This window comes from Enhygromyxa salina (genome assembly GCF_002994615.1).
Lineage (GTDB): Bacteria > Myxococcota_A > Polyangia > Nannocystales > Nannocystaceae > Plesiocystis > Plesiocystis salina_A.
This window is the reverse complement of record NZ_PVNK01000253.1, coordinates 1-17303: the sequence shown is the minus strand read 5'-3', so window position 1 is coordinate 17303 and position 17303 is coordinate 1. Positions and strand designations below refer to the sequence as shown.

Annotated in this window: 12 protein-coding genes; 11 read left to right on the top strand and 1 reads right to left on the bottom strand. The window is 67.9% G+C overall.

The features are described from left to right. Positions 1 to 85 precede the first annotated feature (85 nt). The 5 genes from ENSA5_RS36480 to ENSA5_RS29045 all read left to right on the top strand — a co-directional run bounded on the left by ENSA5_RS36480 (position 86) and on the right by ENSA5_RS29045 (position 6724). A complete protein-coding gene (locus tag ENSA5_RS36480) occupies positions 86 to 244 on the top strand; it encodes a lipocalin-like domain-containing protein (RefSeq protein ID WP_146156223.1) in 159 nt (52 codons plus the stop codon). A 119-nt stretch (positions 245 to 363) separates the two neighbouring features. Then, positions 364 to 642, top strand: a complete 279-nt coding sequence (locus ENSA5_RS29060) for a hypothetical protein (protein WP_146156222.1) — start codon at positions 364 to 366, stop codon at positions 640 to 642. Positions 643 to 855: 213 nt separating this feature from the next. Further along, positions 856 to 3921 carry a putative inorganic carbon transporter subunit DabA gene (locus ENSA5_RS29055; protein ID WP_181198263.1) on the top strand — a complete coding sequence of 1022 codons (3066 nt, stop codon included), beginning with the start codon at positions 856 to 858 and terminating at the stop codon, positions 3919 to 3921. After that, positions 3918 to 5303, top strand: coding sequence for a proton-conducting transporter transmembrane domain-containing protein (locus tag ENSA5_RS29050; RefSeq protein ID WP_106394967.1), 1386 nt, complete (start codon positions 3918 to 3920; stop codon positions 5301 to 5303). Before ENSA5_RS29055 ends, ENSA5_RS29050 begins: the two co-directional genes overlap by 4 nt. Beyond that, positions 5300 to 6724 carry a complex I subunit 4 family protein gene (locus tag ENSA5_RS29045; RefSeq protein WP_181198262.1) on the top strand — a complete coding sequence of 475 codons (1425 nt, stop codon included), beginning with the start codon at positions 5300 to 5302 and terminating at the stop codon, positions 6722 to 6724. The genes ENSA5_RS29050 and ENSA5_RS29045 overlap by 4 nt, the downstream gene beginning before the upstream one ends. Before the next feature lie 131 nt (positions 6725 to 6855). On the opposite strand, the gene ENSA5_RS29040 is transcribed toward ENSA5_RS29045, so the two are convergent. Beyond that, a complete protein-coding gene (locus ENSA5_RS29040) occupies positions 6856 to 7395 on the bottom strand; it encodes a hypothetical protein (RefSeq protein ID WP_106394965.1) in 540 nt (179 codons plus the stop codon). A gap of 361 nt (positions 7396 to 7756) precedes the next feature. Between ENSA5_RS29040 and ENSA5_RS29035 the strand changes: the two genes are divergently transcribed. The 6 genes from ENSA5_RS29035 to ENSA5_RS29010 all read left to right on the top strand — a co-directional run bounded on the left by ENSA5_RS29035 (position 7757) and on the right by ENSA5_RS29010 (position 16950). Continuing rightward, positions 7757 to 8146 (top strand): hypothetical protein, encoded by a 390-nt coding sequence (locus tag ENSA5_RS29035; protein ID WP_106394964.1) that lies wholly within the window; start codon positions 7757 to 7759, stop codon positions 8144 to 8146. A 232-nt stretch (positions 8147 to 8378) separates the two neighbouring features. Then, on the top strand, positions 8379 to 9821 hold the full coding sequence (locus ENSA5_RS29030; RefSeq protein ID WP_219906883.1) for a TolC family protein: 1443 nt from the start codon (positions 8379 to 8381) through the stop codon (positions 9819 to 9821). 48 nt (positions 9822 to 9869) lie between these two features. Further along, positions 9870 to 11000 (top strand): efflux RND transporter periplasmic adaptor subunit, encoded by a 1131-nt coding sequence (locus tag ENSA5_RS29025; RefSeq protein WP_106394963.1) that lies wholly within the window; start codon positions 9870 to 9872, stop codon positions 10998 to 11000. A gap of 20 nt (positions 11001 to 11020) precedes the next feature. Then, positions 11021 to 14434, top strand: a complete 3414-nt coding sequence (locus ENSA5_RS29020; RefSeq protein ID WP_106394962.1) for an efflux RND transporter permease subunit — start codon at positions 11021 to 11023, stop codon at positions 14432 to 14434. A gap of 25 nt (positions 14435 to 14459) precedes the next feature. Beyond that, positions 14460 to 15527, top strand: coding sequence for a universal stress protein (locus ENSA5_RS29015; RefSeq protein WP_106394961.1), 1068 nt, complete (start codon positions 14460 to 14462; stop codon positions 15525 to 15527). 67 nt (positions 15528 to 15594) lie between these two features. Then, complete coding sequence (locus tag ENSA5_RS29010; RefSeq protein ID WP_106394960.1) at positions 15595 to 16950, top strand: alanine/glycine:cation symporter family protein; 1356 nt, start codon at positions 15595 to 15597, stop codon at positions 16948 to 16950. The last annotated feature ends 353 nt before the right edge of the window (positions 16951 to 17303 follow it).

Sequence of the window (17303 nt, the reverse complement as noted above, 5' to 3'; positions counted from 1 at the left end):
CGCCGGCCGCTGCCTCACCGCTCGCTTCGGCTGCGGGGGGGGCTCGGCCGGCTTCGTCGCGACCTGGGCCGAGCACCGGCAAATTGTGCGTCACCGGATCGATGCCAGCGCGTTTCCCAACTGGACCGGCAAGATCGAGACGCAGGCCTATCGCTTCGTCGATGGCGTGCTCGAGCTCCGCGCGCCTCCCGAGCGCTTCGCCGGTCGCGAAGTTCTTGCGGTCGCGACCTCGCGAGCCCGGTAGACTTGACGGCGCCAGCCGTGGTGGGAAGCTGTCGGCGCCGCATGTTCGAGTTGGTTCAAGGCCGCCGCCTGGCCAGAGCGCTCGCTGTCACCTTGGGCATCTTGCTCTGGTGGCCAGCCATGGACCGCGCTGTTTTCGCGCAGCCCCAAGAGTTGGGGCTCTCGTCCAGTGGCGAGGATCCGGGCCCGAACCAAAGGCCCGAGCAATCCGACGATGTCCCGAGCGAGAGCAAGGAGAGCGAGGACTCCAAGCTCAAAGACGGATCGCTCGCGTCGGTCGCCGCGGTGAGCGTGGGGATGAGCGCGGCTGGGCGGGTCGCGATGGGCGCGCACGCGTGTCTGCGGCCCAGCGCTGGCTACGACGCGCTCGCGCGCGAGCGCGGACCTCCAGTGGGTTGAAAGACGAATGATCCTCGCTCGCGAGCTCCGCGAGCCGAGCAGCCGTGGGCAGCGCGTGAGAGCACGCCTTGACCCCTCGCCAGCGTCGTTCTCCTTCGATTGGAGTTTGCCATGCAATCGGCAGCTTCTGCGTCGTCAAGCCATTCGCTTCATTTAAATCGCTCAATTATTCAGGCCAAAGCTCCCGCTCACTCGACCCGCGATCGTGGCGACGTGATCGGACGGGCGCTCGAGCATGCCGTCCACTCGCTCCCCGACCAGGCGCCCCTCGAGATGTTCGTGCATCACAACACGCTGCACGCGCTCCAGGAGCACGCCTTTCACGACGCGCTGCAGCTCGCGCACCAGCGCTTCGGCGCCCGGGTTTACCGCGACGAGGCTGCATTTCGTCAGGACCTCGCGGAAGGTCGAATCGACCGGCGTGAGCTCGAGCGCGAGCTCGAGCGCGAGCTCCGGCGTGAGGGTCTCGACGGCGGCGAGTCGCTGACCCCGTGGTCCACGCGGCGCGAGCTCTACAGCCTCGCCTTGCGGGTTGACCTCAGGGTGCCCACGCGGGCGGCGCTGCGCTGGCGCGTCCGCGAAGAACGCTTCGACCGCAGCCTCGCGGCCATGCGGCCCGAGCAGGCCGCCCGGACGATCGCCTCGAGTCAGGCGAGCCTGCGCGAGTTCACGGGCTGCGCGACGCCGGTCCAGCTCGTCGGGCGCTTCCTCGGTCCGACCGGCACGGTCGATCGGATGCCGGAGCGCTACGGGATCCCGGCCACGCGCGAGGCGATCCTCGCCCTGCTCGACGACGACCCCGAGCCCCTCGTCGCCGGGGCCATGTGGCAGGCTTGCCGCGCGCTCGCCCGCGAGCTCCCGCTGGGGTCGACCTCGCCCTCGGATCAGCCCCAAACCCAAACCCCCCGCGACGTCGCCCTCGCGCGCCTCGGCGTGGACATCTGGAACCAGCTTCACCCCGAGCTGCTGCGCTGGGCGGCCGCCTACCTCGACGAGGGCCTCGCCTACTGGCCGATGCCAGGTCGTGAGCGGGGCTTCTTCGTCGCCGTTCGCGACCTGTGCGCGCAGACCGGACCCCGCGTCGTGCCGTGGCTGGGCCGGGCGCGGCGGATCTTCGCAGAGCTGGCTGCGCGCGACGCCCGAGCCCGCGAGGCGATCGTCGAGGCGCTCGAGTACTTCGCAATTCCCGAACACGAGATCGACGCGCTGCTGCTCGCCCTGCTCCGCGCGACGCCGGGCTTCGCCGGGATGTTCAGCAGGCTCGAGCGACACCCGCACGAGCGCAGCCCGACGGCGCCGCCGACCTCGCTCGAGGACTTCTGCGCCGTCCGCCTGGTGCTCGAGCGAGCCGCCTTCGAGCAGCTCGCCGCCGACCACGGGATCGACAGCTTCCCCGCACTCCTCGCTCGAAGCTCCCCCGCCGAGGCGCGTCGTCCTCACCCGGACGCATACGCCGCGTACCGCCTGTTCGTCCTCGCCCAGCACCTCGGCCTGACCCTCGAGCAGGTCGACGCCCTCGACGCTGACCAGGCCGCCCGCTTGCTGCGCGAGCTCGACGGCTTCGACGAGCTCGCCCGCGGTCGGGTGTTTCTCGAGGCTTTCGAGCGCCGCTATCGGGCCGAGATCCTCGATGGCTTTTGCGCGAACCGATCGAGCGCCCGAGCTCGGAGCACACGAGGCCGCCCGAGCATCCAGGTCGTCGCGTGCATCGACGACCGCGAGGAGTCTTTTCGCCGCCACATTGAAGAGCTCGACCCCGACGCCGAGACCTTCGGCGCGGCCGGGTCCTTCGGCCTCGCGATCGACTACCGGAGCTGCGACGCGGGCGGGCACATCGCCCTGGCCCCGGCGGGCGTCCGTCCCAGCCACGAGATCGTCGAGCGAGCGGTCCCGGCCGACGCGGCCCTCGGTGACGCGCGCCAGAGTCGGCGCCGCCGCTGGGGCCGAGCCCTGCATCAGTTCTTCTTCGGCTCACGCAGCGGCCTGCGCGGCGCCCTCGCGAGCTTGGTGCTCGGGCCCGTCGCCTGGATTCCGCTGGGCGCCCGGGTCTTGGCCCCGCGCTCGAGCATGCGCGCGCTCGATCAGCTCGGGACCCTGGCCTTGCCCCGGCCGCGGACCCGGCTGGCCAACGACGACGCTGGGGCAACGAGCGCGCGCGGGCTCGCGTGTGGCTACGACTTCGACGAGCAGGTCGACCGGGTCTACTCGCTGGTCGAGGGCATGGGCCTGCGCGAGCGCTTCGCGCCCCTGGTCTTCCTCCTCGCCCACGGATCGACGAGCCTCAACAACCCGCACGAGGCCGCCCACGACTGCGGCGCCTGCGGTGGGCGGCGCGGCGGCGCGACGGCCCGGCTGCTGGCGATCTTCGCCAACGATCCAAAGGTCCGCGCCGAGGTCGCGGCGCGGGGCATCGAGATCCCCGACGACACCTGGTTCGTCGCTGGCGAGCACGACACCGCCGACGACCGGGTCGAGCTCTACGACCTCGATCTCGTCCCCGCGGACTTCTCGGACGCCCTCGCCCGCGCCGTCGCGACCCTCGACCGGGCGCGAGCGCTCAACGGCCACGAGCGCGCGCGCAAATTCGAGATGGCCGCGCTCTCGGGCGACGTCGAGGCCGGCCTTCGCCACGTCGAGGGCCGGGCCTCCCACCTCGGCGAGCCCCGGCCCGAGTATGGCCACTGCACCAACGCGATCTGCATCATCGGCCCGCGGAGCTCGACCCGGGGGCTGTTCCTCGACCGCCGCGCCTTCCTGGTCTCCTACGATCCGACCAGCGACCCCGAAGGCGCGGTGCTCGAGCGGCTCCTCGCGATCGCCGGGCCCGTCGGCGCCGGGATCAACCTCGAGTACTACTTCTCGATCGTCGACCCCGAAGTCTTCGGGGCCGGGACCAAGCTGCCGCACAACATCTGCGGCTACCTCGGGGTGCTCAACGGCACCTCGGGCGACCTGCGCACGGGGCTGCCCCTCCAGATGACAGAGATCCACGAGCCGATGCGGCTGCTGGTGATCGTCGAGGCCAGGCCGGACACGCTCCTGGCGATCGCCGGGCGCCAGCCGATCCTCGCCGAGCTGATCACCAACGGGTGGATCCAGCTGGTCAGCGTCGACCCCGACTCTGGCGAGATGCAGGTGTTCGAGGACGGACGCTTCGTGACCGACACCTGCGGCTCGTCGAGCGTCCCGACCGCGCCCTCGTCTCGGGCCTACTACGCGAGGTCCCGGGAATTTTTGCCGCCCGCGCGGATCGTGCCCGAAGACGGAGGCCGCTCATGAGCCCGACCACCCTCCACGCGGCCCTGATGATCCTGGTCCCGACGGCGCCGCTGGTCGTGTTCCTGGCGATCAGCTTCGCGCAGCTCGTGTCTGCCCGGGCGCTGCCCGAGGCGGTGGTCGGGCGCAGCGTGCTCGCGGCGACCGCCCTCGGCCTCGTCGCCAGCGTGTGGCTGTCGGTCGAGGTCGTCCGCGCGCCCGGGCACGCGCTGGTCTTCGATCAGGGGCCATGGTTTGCGATCGGCAGCTACTCCTTCGCCGGCCGCCTGACCGTCGACGGCCTGAGCGTGGTCATGCTGACGCTGTCGAGCTTGCTCTCGCTGATCGGCGCGCGCTTCTCGATCACCTACATCCACCGAGACCCCGGCTTCAATCGCTTCTTCGCCCTGATCGCGCTGTTTCAAGCCGGCCTGGCGCTGGTCCTGGAGGCCGGGACGGTCGACCTCTTGTTCGTCGGTTGGGAGCTCGTCGGGCTGACCTCGACCTTCTTGATCGCCTACTTTCACGGCCGCGAGGCGCCACTCGAGGCCGGACTGCGGGCGTTCGTGACCTACCGGATCTGCGACATCGGCCTCCTCGCTGGCGCGGTCTTCCTCCACTACTACGCCCACAGCTCCGACGCTGCGGGCGCCTGGGCTTCGGGGCACGCGCCGATGGGCGCGGCCGCCCTCGAGCCCCACGCGGCGACCTTCGTCGCGCTCTTGTTCCTGCTCGCGGCGATCGGCAAGTCCGGCGCCTTTCCCCTCGGCGGGTGGTTGCCGCGCGCGATGGAGGGGCCGACACCCTCGAGCGCGCTGTTCTACGGCGGCCTGTCCGTGGCCGCAGGCGCGTACCTGCTCTTGCGGGTCGCGCCCTTGTTCGCCGAGTCGCCGGTCGCGCGCTGGATCCTCGCGGGCGTCGGCGTTGCGACCTTCGTCCACGCGACGATCGTCGGTCGCGTCCAGACCGACGCGAAGAGCCAGCTCGCCTACGCCTCGGCCACGCAGACGGGCCTGGTCTTCGTATGGATCGCCCTCGATCTGCGCTGGCTGGCGATCGTCCACCTCTTTGGTCACATCAGCCTGCGCACCTACCAGCTGCTGCGCGCGCCGACCCTGCTCCACGACATGCATCGGCGTCACGGCGCGCTCGGGGGCGAGCACCTGCACACGGGCGCCCACCTCGAGCGGGTGATCCCCGAGCGGGCCCGCGCCCGCCTCTACCGCCTGGCCCTGTCGCGCTTCGGCGTCGACGCGCTGATCGACGCGTGGCTCGTGAACCCCATCCTCGCGCTGGCCGGCCGCGCCGAGCGACTCGAGCAGCGCTTCGCCGATCACTTCGTCGACCGGCGCTCCCACGCAGACCTGGCCGCGCAACCCGAGCTCCACGACGAGGACCTGGCATGACCGCACACGCCCCACTCCTGGCCATCACCGTGGCGCTGCCCCTGGTCGGCGCGCTCCTCGTCACCCGCTCACTCAGCGTGGCGCGGGCGCGAAGGATCGGAGCCCTCGTCTCTGGTCTCGTCGTCCTCGCCCTCGCCGCGCTCCTGGCCGCGCTCGTCTCGGGCGGTGGCGGGCGCGTCGAGGACCCGGCCGTCGCGCTCGGACCCCTCGGAACTCGGCCCCTGTTCGGGCTCGATCCGCTCTCGGCCGTGCTGGCCATGACCAACGCGATCACGGCCTTCGCGGTGCTCGTCGGGGCGCCCCGGGCTCGGGACGAGCGGCCCAGGATCACGGCCTTGCTCCTGACCGAAGGCCTGATCTTGACCATGGTCTCGACCCTCGACCTCGTCGTCCTCGCGGTCGCCTTCGCCGGGCTGACCTTCCCCGCCCGCGCCCGCCAACGAGGCCGCCGCGAGGGACCCCAGAGCGCTCGTTTGCTGCGCTACGTGTTCGTGGTCGGGGCGCTGCCGCTGGCCCTGGCGCTGGGCCTGGTCCTGGTCGAGGGCGCACCTCTCGGCCTCGGCCTCGACCTGCGCGCGATCGGCTCGAGCGGCGGCGGATCGCCGATCGTGCTCGGGCTGGTCCTCGTGGCCGTGTTCGTTCGCATGGCCCTGGTCCCCGGTCACTCGTGGCTGCCCGCGCTGACCCAGTACGGCCCGCTCGGGACCACGGTGCTGCTGGTCGCGTCGCAGTCGGGCGCCTACTTGTTCGTGCGCCTCGTGATCCCCAGCCTCGGCGACCACGCCCACGAGCTGACGACGGTGCTCACGGTCATCGGCGCGCTCTCGGCCCTCTACGCCAGCGCGCTGGCGGTCGTGACCGATGATCTTCGCCGCCTGATCGGCTGGCTCAGCGCGAGCCAGGCCGGCCTGATGCTCGTCGGCCTCAGCTCGCTCGAGCCCGACGGCACCGCGGGCGCGATCGTCTACTGGATCAGCTACGGCACCGCGGTCACCGGTCTCGCGCTGACGACCTGGGCGGTCCAGGCCCGGACCGGGACCACCCGGATCTCGGAGCTCGGCGGCCTCGTCCGCTCGGCGCCAAGGCTGACCGTCGCGTTCGCGGCATTCAGCGTCGCGAGCGTGGGCTTCCCCGGTTCGCTCGGCTTTGTCGCCGAGGACCTGCTCGTCCACGGCGTCGTCGAGGCCCACCCGGTGTTCGGCGTGGTCATGGTCATCGCGACCGCCCTGTGCGGCATCGCCTTGATCCGCGCGCTGTTCGGGACCTTCTTCGGCCCGACCAAGATCGACGCGCCGGCCGACCTGCGCTCGCGTGAGGGGGCGGTCGTCGCCGGCCTCGCGGCGCTCGTGTTTGGGCTCGGGCTGTGGCCCGCCCCGCTGATCGAGCTCGTCGACCTCGCTCGCCCCCTGCTCCAAAGGTGAAGCCCGCCGTGACCACGCGCTCGGCATGTTCGCGCTTCAAGAGCGAACGCGTGATCTTAGCGGGGGGCCCCGGCCAGGCGCGCCTCGCGAAGCGGCGCAGCTCCCGACACGGGGCACGGCGCCGCCTCGACTCACAAGATGACGGGAATCGAGAGCTCGTCGAAGATCTCGCCCTTGCACTCCCACGCCGCCGCGTAGAGGTCGGCCCCGTCGTTGACTTTTTTGGCGGTGCAGGTGATCCCGCCCTTGTCGAAGGTCAGCAGGGGGTTGTGGTCACCGTCGACCTCGCGGAACTGCACGCGGATCGAGCTCTCCGCGAGGGTGCAGCGGGGGCTCAGGCGGCACAGGGAGGACGGATCGTCGTTGTCGATCAGCGTGGTGGTGAGATTCCACGAGTAGATCGTGCGCCCGCCGTAGGTGAATGGAGTGTTGTCGGCGATCGTCGTCGCCAGCGGCTTCGGCTCCCAGTCGTCTGTGGACCTGTCGAAGGCATAGAGCTCGACCGTCGCTCCTGGCGCCGAAGCGTAGCCCCCGAAGGTCAGCGGTGCGGTGGGGTTGCCCAGCACGAGCGTGTCTTCGGTGGTGACGCAGCCGCTCGCGGCCAGTGCGATCAGGCCTGCGACAGCGCAGCCGCTCAGGCTCGGGTGGCTCGGGTGGATCAGGGGTTTCATGGGTGGTGAGTCCTTTCGTGCGCATGCAACTCGCGAGGTGAGTGTGTTGGGTCGTGGCGTGAACGATCTTCGGTATGAAGAACGCGGCCCTCGACTGCACGATCGTGATCCCGTATTTGCCCGTGTGCCACGGGCGTCGGACGCGGACGGCGTCTTGGCCGCCGCGTGTGGGAGTTTGCGAGACGCTCAGTCCACGTGGGACCACACACCCGCGCGAGACGCTCGCCGTCGTCGAGCGGGCTGCAACTGCAGCGGTCGCGGGGTCGAGGCCTGTCTCCGGACCGAACAGAGGCCCGAGCTCGCGGCCGGTCAAAGAAGGGACTTGACGCGGCCAACCATAGTGGGAAAGTGTGCCCGTCGCATGTTCGAGTTGGTTCAAGGCCGCCTGGCCCGAGCGCTCGCTGTCCTGTTGGGCATCGTGCTCTGGTGGCCGGCTGCGGCCCACGCGGCTCATGCGGCCCATGCGGGTCTTGCGCATTCGCAGCAGTCGGGGCAGCCGACGCTCTTCTCCAATGAGAAAGAGCCGTGCCCGGACGAGAAGCTCGAGCAATTGGGCGATGTGCCGAACGGGAGCAGCGAGGGTGAGGGCGCCGAACTCGATGATGGTTCGCCCGGCCAGGTCGCGATTCTCTCGACGCTGCAGCTGTTGATGAGCACGGCCACACGGATCGCCATGCTCCAGCATGCGCTCCCGCGGCTCAACGCCGGCTACCAAGCCCTCGCCCGCGGACGCGGGCCCCCAATCGGCTGACCGACCCATGATCTCGCGTTTGGGCCACGCCGTGGCTCGGACTCCGGATCGAATATGGCACGGCTCGCGCGATCAAGCGCGCGGGCAACATGGCGACGAATCATTGCGTGAGAGCACGCTTTGACCTCGAGCGGCGCTTCGCCGATCGCCATGGGCAGGCCCTCGCCGACCCCTAAATCCTACGTTCAATAAAGCCAGGAAGTCCGTGAGCCGACTTCGATCGAAAATCTCATTGTTTGTAGCCAGTAAGTTCGCGCTCGTTGCGACCGCGGCGGTCCTGCTCTCGGGCGGCTGCGCGCGGATGCTCGGGGACAACGTCGCCCGGGAGGCCGAGCGCGATGTTCCGGACGGCTGGAGCTCGAGCGCCGCAGCGGCCAGCGCCGAGACCAGCTCCGCGGCCCAGCGCCAGTGGGACGAGCTCTTCAACGATCCCGACCTCCGCGCGCTGATCGAGGAGGCCCTCGACAACAACCAGGAGCTCGACATCCACCTTCAGGAGATCATCATCGCCCAGACCGAGGCTGGCGCTCGCCGGGGGGAGTACCTCCCGCGGCTCGACGGTGTCGTCGGGGGTGGGGTCGAGAAGGTCGGCCGATACACGAGTCAGGGGGCGGCTGACGAGGCCAACGGCGTGGCCGAGAACCTGCCCGATCTTCACTTTGGCCTGACGGCCTCATGGGAGATCGATGTCTGGGGCAAGCTGCGCAACGCCAAGAAGTCCGCGGACAAGCGCTACCTGGCCAGCATCGAGGCTCGCAACTTCATCCTGACCCAGGTCATCGCCGAGATCGCCGATTCCTACTACGAGCTCCTCGCGCTCGACAACCAGCTCGAGCTCCTCGACCGCTACCTCGAGATCCAGCAAGACGCGCTCGAGATCGCCAGGCTCAAGAAGGAGACCGCGCGCGCGACCGAGCTCGAGGTCCAGCGCTTCGAGGCCGAGGTCTTGAAGATCCAGAGCCTGCGCTACGCGATCTTGCAGCTTCAGATCGAGACCGAGAACCGGATCAACTTCCTCGTCGGTCGCTTCCCCAGGAGCGTCGCGCGCGACGCCTCGAAGTTCCAGCAGACCCAGCCGCCGGCGGTCGACGCCGGGCTCCCGGCCGAGCTCTTCGACAACCGGCCCGACGTCCGCGAGGCCCAGCTCTTGCTCGAGGCGGCCGAGCTCGACGTCAAGTCGGCCAAGGCCCGGTTCTTCCCCTCGCTGAGCATCGACGCCGAGCTCGGCTACCAGTCCTTCAACGCCAGCCACCTCATCGACACCCCGGCCTCGCTGGCCTACGGCCTCGCCGGCAACCTCGTCGCGCCGCTGCTGAACTTCGCCGGGATCAAGGCCGACTACCAGGCCGCGAACGCGCGGCAGATGCAGGCGGTGCTCGTGTTCGAGCGGACCTTGCTGCAGGCCTACACCGAGGTCGTCACCTACCTGGCGAAGATCGACAACCTCAACCAACAGTTCATGCGTCTGCGTGAGCAGGTCGACAAGCTCGAGCAGGCGATTGAGACCTCGGACATCCTCTACCGCTCAGCCCACGCCGACTACATGGAAGTCCTCCTGACCCGCCGCGACGCCCTCGACGCCGAGCTCGAGTTAATCGAGACCCGCCTGGCCCAGATGCAGGCCGTTGTCGGGATCTACCGGGCCCTCGGGGGCGGGTGGCGGACCGCAAAGTAGCGACGCGCCGCCACCAGCTCCACGATTTCGCAATCAAGTACACATCTCATGAGCTTCTCACCGATTCAGTCCTGCCTCCTCGCCTTGCTATGCCTCGCCCCGATCGCGTGTTCGGGCGCCGAGGGGCATGACGAGGAACACGAGATCCCACGCAAGGTCGTGCTGACCCGTCCGATGACGAAGGAGGTCGTCAGCACCCAGCAATACGTCTGCCAGATCCACTCGCGCCGCCACATCGAGCTCCGCGCGCTCGAGCGGGGCTACCTCGAGAAGATCCAGGTCCAAGAGGGCCAGGCGGTGAAGCAGGGCGAGCTGTTGTTCAAGATCCTCCCCGTCGTCTACAAGGCCAAGCTCCACGCCGACGAGGCCGAGCTCTTGCGCGCAGAGATCGAGCTTCGGAACACCAAGAAGCTGTACGAAGGCGACGTGGTCTCGGACCAGGAGCTCGCCCTGGCCAAGGCGGAGCGGGCGCGGGCCAAAGCCAAGGTCGAGCTCGCGGCGGCGGAGCTGGCCTTCACCGAGATCCGAGCCCCCTTCGACGGCATCATCGACCGCCAGTACGAGCAGCAGGGCAGCCTGATGGAGGAGGGGGACATCCTCACGACCGTGTCCGACAACAACGTGATGTGGGTCTACTTCAACGTCCCCGAGGCCAACTACCTCGAGTTCAAGGCGATCGAGGGCGCGGTCGACCCGGACAGCCCGCAACGGCTGACCTTCCCCGAGGCGAAGATCGAGCTGCAGCTGGCGAACGGCGAGATCTTCGGCCACGGCGCTGGCGACTCGGTCACCGTCGAATCCGACTTTGACAACGAGACGGGCAACATCCTGTTTCGCGCCGACTTCCCCAACCCAGACGGCCTCCTGCGCCACGGTCAGACCGGGACCTTGCTGATCCACGAGACCCTGAAGGGGGCCATCGTCATCCCCCAGCGGGCGACCTTCGAGATCCTCGACAAGCAGTACGTCTACGTCGTCGGGGAGGACGGGGCTGTGCATCAACGCGCGATCACCATCTCGCATGAAATGGACGACATCTTCGTCGTCGAGAGCGGACTCGACGTCACCGACAAGATCGTCCTCGATGGGGTCCGGCAGATTCATGAGGGTGACCACCCGGTGAGCGAGTTCCGCGAACCGGAAGAGGTCCTTTCAGGCATGAAACATCACGCCGAATAACAGCTGCTCACGGTACGATCATGTTCAAGAAGATTCTCAAGCGGCCGGCCCTCGCACTCGTCACCTCGATCCTGCTCCTGTTGCTAGGGATGCTGGGGATCGCGCGGCTCCCGATTGCGCAGTTTCCCGACGTCGCGCCGCCGACCGTTTATGTCTCCATCGCATACCCCGGCGCGAGCGCGGACGTCCTGGTCGACTCGGTCATCGTGCCCTTGGAGCAGTCGATCAACGGCGTCCCGAACATGCGCTACATGGTGTCCGCCGCGACGAGCGCGGGCGAGGCGACGATCCAGATCTTCTTCGAGCCTGGCACCGACCCCAACACCAACGTCGTGAACGTGCAAAATCGGGTCAACATCATGTCGAGCCGATTACCGGAGCTGGTCGTGCGCGAGGGGATCCTCGTCAGCCAGGTCGTGCCGAGCATGTTGATGTACTTGAACCTGTACAGCACCGACCCGAACACGGACCAAAAGGACCTCTTCAACTACGCCAACGTCTATATCATGCCCGTGCTCAAGCGGATCCCGGGCATGGGGATCCCGAGGAACCTCGGCAACCGCAGCTTCGCCATGCGCGTTTGGTTGAACCCCGAGCGCATGCGCGCCTACAACGTCTCCGTCGAAGATGTGATGGAGGCCCTGGCCGAGCAGAGCATCATCGGCTCGCCGGGCCGCCTTGGTCAGGCCACAGGCATGACCTCACAGTCGAAGGAGTACGTCCTGACCTATGTCGGGCGCTACAACAAGCCAGAGCAGTACGGAAACATCATCCTGAAGGCGAAGCCCGACGGTGAGATCCTTCGGCTCAAAGATGTCTGTGTGCCGCCAAAGGAGCACTCGCCGGTGTGGGAGCCGAGCGAGGAGGGCGAGCCAGCGGCCGGCGCCGCAGGCAAGCAGCGGCACGCCGGCATCGAGCTCGGCTCGGAGTTTTTTGACATCTACTCCGACGTCGACGGACACCCCGCGGCGTCCGTCGTGCTCAAGCAAGCCCCCGGGTCCAACGCGGCCGACGTCATCGACGAGGTCAAGACGACCCTCGAAGAGCTGAAAGAGTCGTTCCCGCCCGGGATGGACTACGAGATCGCCTACGACGTGTCCAGGTTCGTCGACGCCTCGATCGAGAAGGTGCTTCACACCCTGCTCGAGGCGTTCATCTTGGTGTCCCTGGTGGTCTATATGTTCCTCGGGGACTTCCGCTCCACGATCATTCCAACGCTGGCGGTGCCGGTGTCGCTGGTTGGGACCTTCTTTGTCCTGGACTTGATGGGCTTCTCGATCAACTTGATCACGCTGTTTGCGATGGTCCTCGCCATCGGGATCGTCGTGGACAACGCGATCGTCGTGGTCGAGGCGGTCCACGCCAAAATGGCAGAGAAGCACCTCTCGCCCTACCGGGCGACCGTCGAGGTGCTCCACGAGATCAGCGGCGCGATCATCGCCATCACGCTGGTGATGACCTCCGTCTTCGTTCCGATCACCTTCATCCCCGGGCCCGTCGGCGTCTTCTACCGCCAGTTCGGCGTCACGATGGCCACGGCGATCGTCTTGTCTGGTGTGGTCGCGCTGACGCTCACACCGGTCCTGTGCGCGATGATCCTCAAGCCCCACGCCGAGCCGGGGCATGAGGGCGAAGCGAAGAAAGCGCGCGGGCCCAAGACCATCGCGGCGTACGTGCTCGTCGGGTTGCCGGCCCTCGGCGGCATCGGCTATCTGGCCTACACCTTGTGGGGGCCCTTTGGCCTCCTGATCCTCGCGGTGCCCCTTGTTCAGCGCCCCTTCAGCCGCGGCGTCGACATGGTCACCAACATCTACACCGGGATGCTGCGGCCGATCGTCACACGCCGGGTGCTGACCCTCGCGGTCGTCGGGGCCTTCGCCGCCGGCATTGTCATGACCAACGAGCAGATGGCGAGCGGCTTCATCCCGAGTGAAGACCAGGGCATCATCTACGCCGTCATTCAGACACCTCCGGGATCAACGCTCGAGTACACCAACGCCAAGTCGCAGGAGCTGGAGAAGATCGCCAAGCAGGTCGAGGGGGTCTCGTCCGTCACTTCGGTGGCCGGCTACGAGATCTTGACCGAGGGCCGGGGCTCGAACGCCGGGACCGCGATCATCAACCTCAAAGACTGGTCCGAGCGTGAGCAGACGGCCCGCGAGATCATCGAGGAGCTCGAAGAAGCGAGCCACGAGATCACTGACGTCAAGCTCGAGTTTTTTGAGCCACCGGCGATCCCGGGGTTTGGCGCGGCGGGCGGGTTCTCCATGCGCGTGCTCGACAAGACCCAGTCGAGCACGGCCGACTACCAGCGGCTCGGCGAAGTGACCGAGGAGTTCATGGCCGCGCTGTCGGAGCGACCCGAGATCCAGAACCTGTTCACCTTCTATGCCTCGGACTACCCGCAGTACGAGCTCGTCATCAACAATGACGTGGCCATGCAAAAGGGCGTGTCGATCGACGCGGCGCTGGAGAACCTCAATATTCTCATCGGGAGCACCTACGAGCAGGGCTTCATCCTCTTCAACCAGTTCTATAAAGTCTACGTCCAGGCCTGGCCGGAATTTCGGCGGATGCCCGATGACCTCGACGAGCTGTTCGTGAAGAACGACGCCGGAGAGATGGTGCCCTACTCTGCGTTCATGACGATCAAGAAGCAGCAGGGCCTCAACGAGATCACCCGCTACAACCTGTACCCCTCCGCCCCCATCCAAGGTGTTCCCGCTCCGGGGTACTCGAGCGGTGAGGCCATCGAGGCGATTCAAGAGGTCGCCGCCGAGACCCTGCCTCGGGGCTACGACCTCGGCTGGGAGGGCCTGTCGTGGGATGAGTCGAACAAGGGCAACGCGGTAATTTACATCTTCTTCGTCGTCGTTGCCTTCGTCTATCTGGTCTTGGTCGGGCAGTACGAGAGCTTCTTCATCCCTCTCGCCGTGCTCCTGTCGCTGCCGGTCGGGGTCTTTGGCGCCTTCTTCCTGCTGCAGGCGGTGGGCCTGGCCAACGACGTCTGGGCCCAGCTTGGGGTGATCATGCTGCTCGGCTTGTTGGGCAAGAACGCGATCCTGATCGTGGAATTCGCGGTCCAGCGGCGGCAGGACGGCTTGTCGCTCAAGGAGGCCGCCATTGAAGGTGGGAAGCTTCGCTTCCGGCCGATCCAGATGACCTCCTTCGCCTTCATCGCGGGGCTCATTCCGCTGGCCATTGCGACCGGCGCCGGGGCGATCGGGAACCGCACCATTGGCACGGCGGGGGTCGGCGGGATGCTGGTGGGCACCGTAATCGGTGTGTTGATGATCCCTGGTCTCTACTACTTATTCGCCCGAATCTCTGATGGCCGCGCGCTCCTGCGCGACGAAACCGAAGAACCGTTGACAGAGAGCCCCGAGGACCGCGCGCCCACTCTCGACGGCGAGGATCCCGACGTCACGGCCTGAGGAAGCTCGTGGAAAGGTCCGCATCATGGTGAACACACGCCCTCTACTCATCGCGCTCCCCCTCGATCACGAGACGCCGGACATTGTCGCGACGGCCGCCGAGCTCGGTCGCCGGCTCGCGGCGCCGATCGTCGTGGTCCACGCAATCCCGCGTCGGCAGCTCGAGAACGCGCGGGGCATGAACAAGCGCATCTCCACGGCGCGGAGCCAGCTCGAGCCCCACCTCACGGCGATCCGCGACGCGGGCGTCGAGATCCAGGACGTGCTCGTGGCCATTGGCCACCCCGCCGAGGTGGTGATTACGAGCGCTGCGCGTCTCGCCGCGCAGATGATCGTTACCGGCGGCGGGCGCCCGGCGACCATTCGACGTTGGGTGGTCGGCTCGGTCGCGGAGGCGATCGTGCGCGAGTCTTCGGTTCCGGTCTGGGTCGCGCGGGGCCAGCCGCCCGCCGGGCGCCCGTTGCTGTGCCCCGTGGATCTCAGCCCGGAGTCGAAGATCGGGCTCGCGGTAGCGATCCGCATGGCTCGGCTGTTTCAGCTGCCCTTGGCGCTGGTCGCCGTGGTCAGCGAGGAGTCCACGCAAGGAGAGCTGGACAATGACCAGGCGACCGCGCGCGCGCAGGTCGAGGGTCTGCTCGCGGGTTGCGACGTCGAGGGGCTGGATGTGTCGGTCAACGTGACGACTGGGGATCCGGCTGATCAGATCGTCGGCGCTGCCGACGACGCCGGGCTCCTCGTCATTGCGAGCCGGGGCTACGACCCGCTCGTTCATGAATGGCTCGGGCCCGTGACCACACGTGTGCTGCGCCATAGCCTGTGCAGCGCGCTGACGATTCGCCACGTCGGCGAGGGACACGAGGAGCGAGTGCGAGCCATCACGCGCCTCGCGGACCTCCACCAGCGAGCGAAGCAGCTCCTCGCCGACGACCGGGGCGAGGAGGCGCTCGTGATGCTCGAGAGCCTGGCAGAGCAGGCGCCCGTCAACGCGGCGATCCAGGAGGCCTACGCCATCGCCCTCGAGCGGGTGGGGCGCAGCGTCGAGGCGACCAGTCGACACGAGCTCGCCGCGCTGGTCCGCGATCGGATCGGTTGAGACGCGCGCGGCGTCACCGGAGCCTGTCGCGTCGCGGACGGGCGCCGCGAAGGTATAGGATCCGGCGATGGCCGACCTCCTCGCGCGCGCCGCGGATCTCGTGTGGTCCTACCCGGTCGTCGGTCTGTGCCTGGTCTCGGCCCTGTTCTTCACCCTGCGCCTGGGCTTCATCCAGCTGCGCTGCTTCCCCCACGCCCTCGCGCTGATCAGCGGGCGCTACGATCGCGACGACGAGGCCGGGAACATCACGCACCTTCAGGCCCTGTCGGCCGCGCTCTCGGGCACGATCGGGATCGGCAACATCGCCGGGGTTGCGATTGCGATCTCCGTCGGCGGCCCCGGGGCGGTGCTGTGGATGTGGATCACCGGCGTGCTGGGGATGGCGACCAAGTTCGTCGAGTGCACGCTCGGGACCCACTACCGCGAGCTCGATCCGGCGACCGGCGAGGCCCGCGGCGGGCCGATGTACTACATCCTCGCTGGCCTCGGACCGCGCTGGCGCCCGGTCGCGCTGTTCTACGCCCTGACGATCGCGCTCGCGGGCTTCGGCTTCACCTGCATGTTCCAGAGCAACCAGGCCGCCGACGCGCTCCGGACCCACTTCGACATCCCCGGCTGGGTCACGGGCCTCGCGCTCGCGGTCTTGACCGGCGCGGTGATCATCGGCGGGATTCAGAGCATCGGTCGCTGGGCCGCGCGGATCGTGCCCGCGATGTGCCTGATCTACGTCGGCGGCGCGGTGTTCATCTGCTGCGTCGAGTTCGCCCGGCTGCCCGAGGTCGCGGCGCTGATCGTCCGCGACGGGCTCAGCGGCGAGGCGGCGGCCGGTGGCGCGCTCGGGTCGATGATCTTGTGGGGCGTCCGCCGGGCGATCTTCTCGAACGAGGCCGGGCTCGGCTCGGCCTCGATCGCCCACGCCGCGGTCAAGACCGACGAGCCGATCCGTGAGGGCGTGGTCGCTTCGCTCGGGCCCTTCATCGACACGGTCATCGTCTCGGGCGCGACCGCCTTCGTGATCGTGCTCGCCGGTAGCTATGGCGCCGACGCGCCCGCGGGGCTCAGCGGGATCTCGCTCTCGGCCCACGCCTTCGACCAGTTCATCCCGGGCTTTGGCTCGGTCTTCATTACCGTGGCTGGGTTTGGGTTTGCGCTGTCGACGATGATCACCTGGTCGTACTATGGTGAGGTTGCGGGGGTGTGGGCGATCGGGCGGCGGGCGGGGTTGGCCTATCGGGTGGTGTTCGTCGGGCTCGCGTTTGTTGGGGCTGTGCGGAAGCTTGATGTGGTGATCAGCTTCTCGGATCTGTTTGTGGGGCTGCTGGTGATCCCGAACGTGATCGCGCTGTTGTGGCTCTCGCCGCAGGTCGCCCGGTGGTCGCGGGAGTATTTTGCGCGGCTGCGGGCGGGGGAGTTTGACAGCTAACGCAAGACAAGGTCTCTCTAACGCAGAAAATCCGAGAAACCCGAAAATCCGGACGGGGAGTCTTCTGTAGGCATCGGTCTGGTCGGCGTCAGAGTTGGTCCTCCAACCCCACTCGAGTCACGAGTTCGCATCGATTGTCACCCAACGAAGCCCAAGAACCGGCTGCTCCCTCCTCCAATCCCCGTCTCAACGCCGCCGAACCAATACACGCCGGCAGGATGGCTCACGCGACCCCGCCATTTCTCTATTTTCCACCCGCTACGGCGCCTGCGCGATCACATCAACACCCGCGAAGCGCCGCATCCAGTAAGTCCCCGCTGGAAACACCGCCGGCTCACCCGCGAGCAGCGACG

Bases quoted from the DNA above. Each gene is read 5' to 3' on its own strand.
- ENSA5_RS29060 (WP_146156222.1), top strand. From the start codon at position 364: ATGGACCGCGCTGTTTTCGCGCAGCCCCAAGAGTTGGGGCTCTCGTCC.
- ENSA5_RS29050 (WP_106394967.1), top strand. From the start codon at position 3,918: ATGAGCCCGACCACCCTCCACGCGGCCCTGATGATCCTGGTCCCGACG.
- ENSA5_RS29045 (WP_181198262.1), top strand. From the start codon at position 5,300: ATGACCGCACACGCCCCACTCCTGGCCATCACCGTGGCGCTGCCCCTG.
- ENSA5_RS29040 (WP_106394965.1), bottom strand. From the start codon at position 7,395: ATGAAACCCCTGATCCACCCGAGCCACCCGAGCCTGAGCGGCTGCGCT.
- ENSA5_RS29035 (WP_106394964.1), top strand. From the start codon at position 7,757: ATGTTCGAGTTGGTTCAAGGCCGCCTGGCCCGAGCGCTCGCTGTCCTG.
- ENSA5_RS29025 (WP_106394963.1), top strand. From the start codon at position 9,870: ATGAGCTTCTCACCGATTCAGTCCTGCCTCCTCGCCTTGCTATGCCTC.
- ENSA5_RS29020 (WP_106394962.1), top strand. From the start codon at position 11,021: ATGTTCAAGAAGATTCTCAAGCGGCCGGCCCTCGCACTCGTCACCTCG.
- ENSA5_RS29015 (WP_106394961.1), top strand. From the start codon at position 14,460: ATGGTGAACACACGCCCTCTACTCATCGCGCTCCCCCTCGATCACGAG.
- ENSA5_RS29010 (WP_106394960.1), top strand. From the start codon at position 15,595: ATGGCCGACCTCCTCGCGCGCGCCGCGGATCTCGTGTGGTCCTACCCG.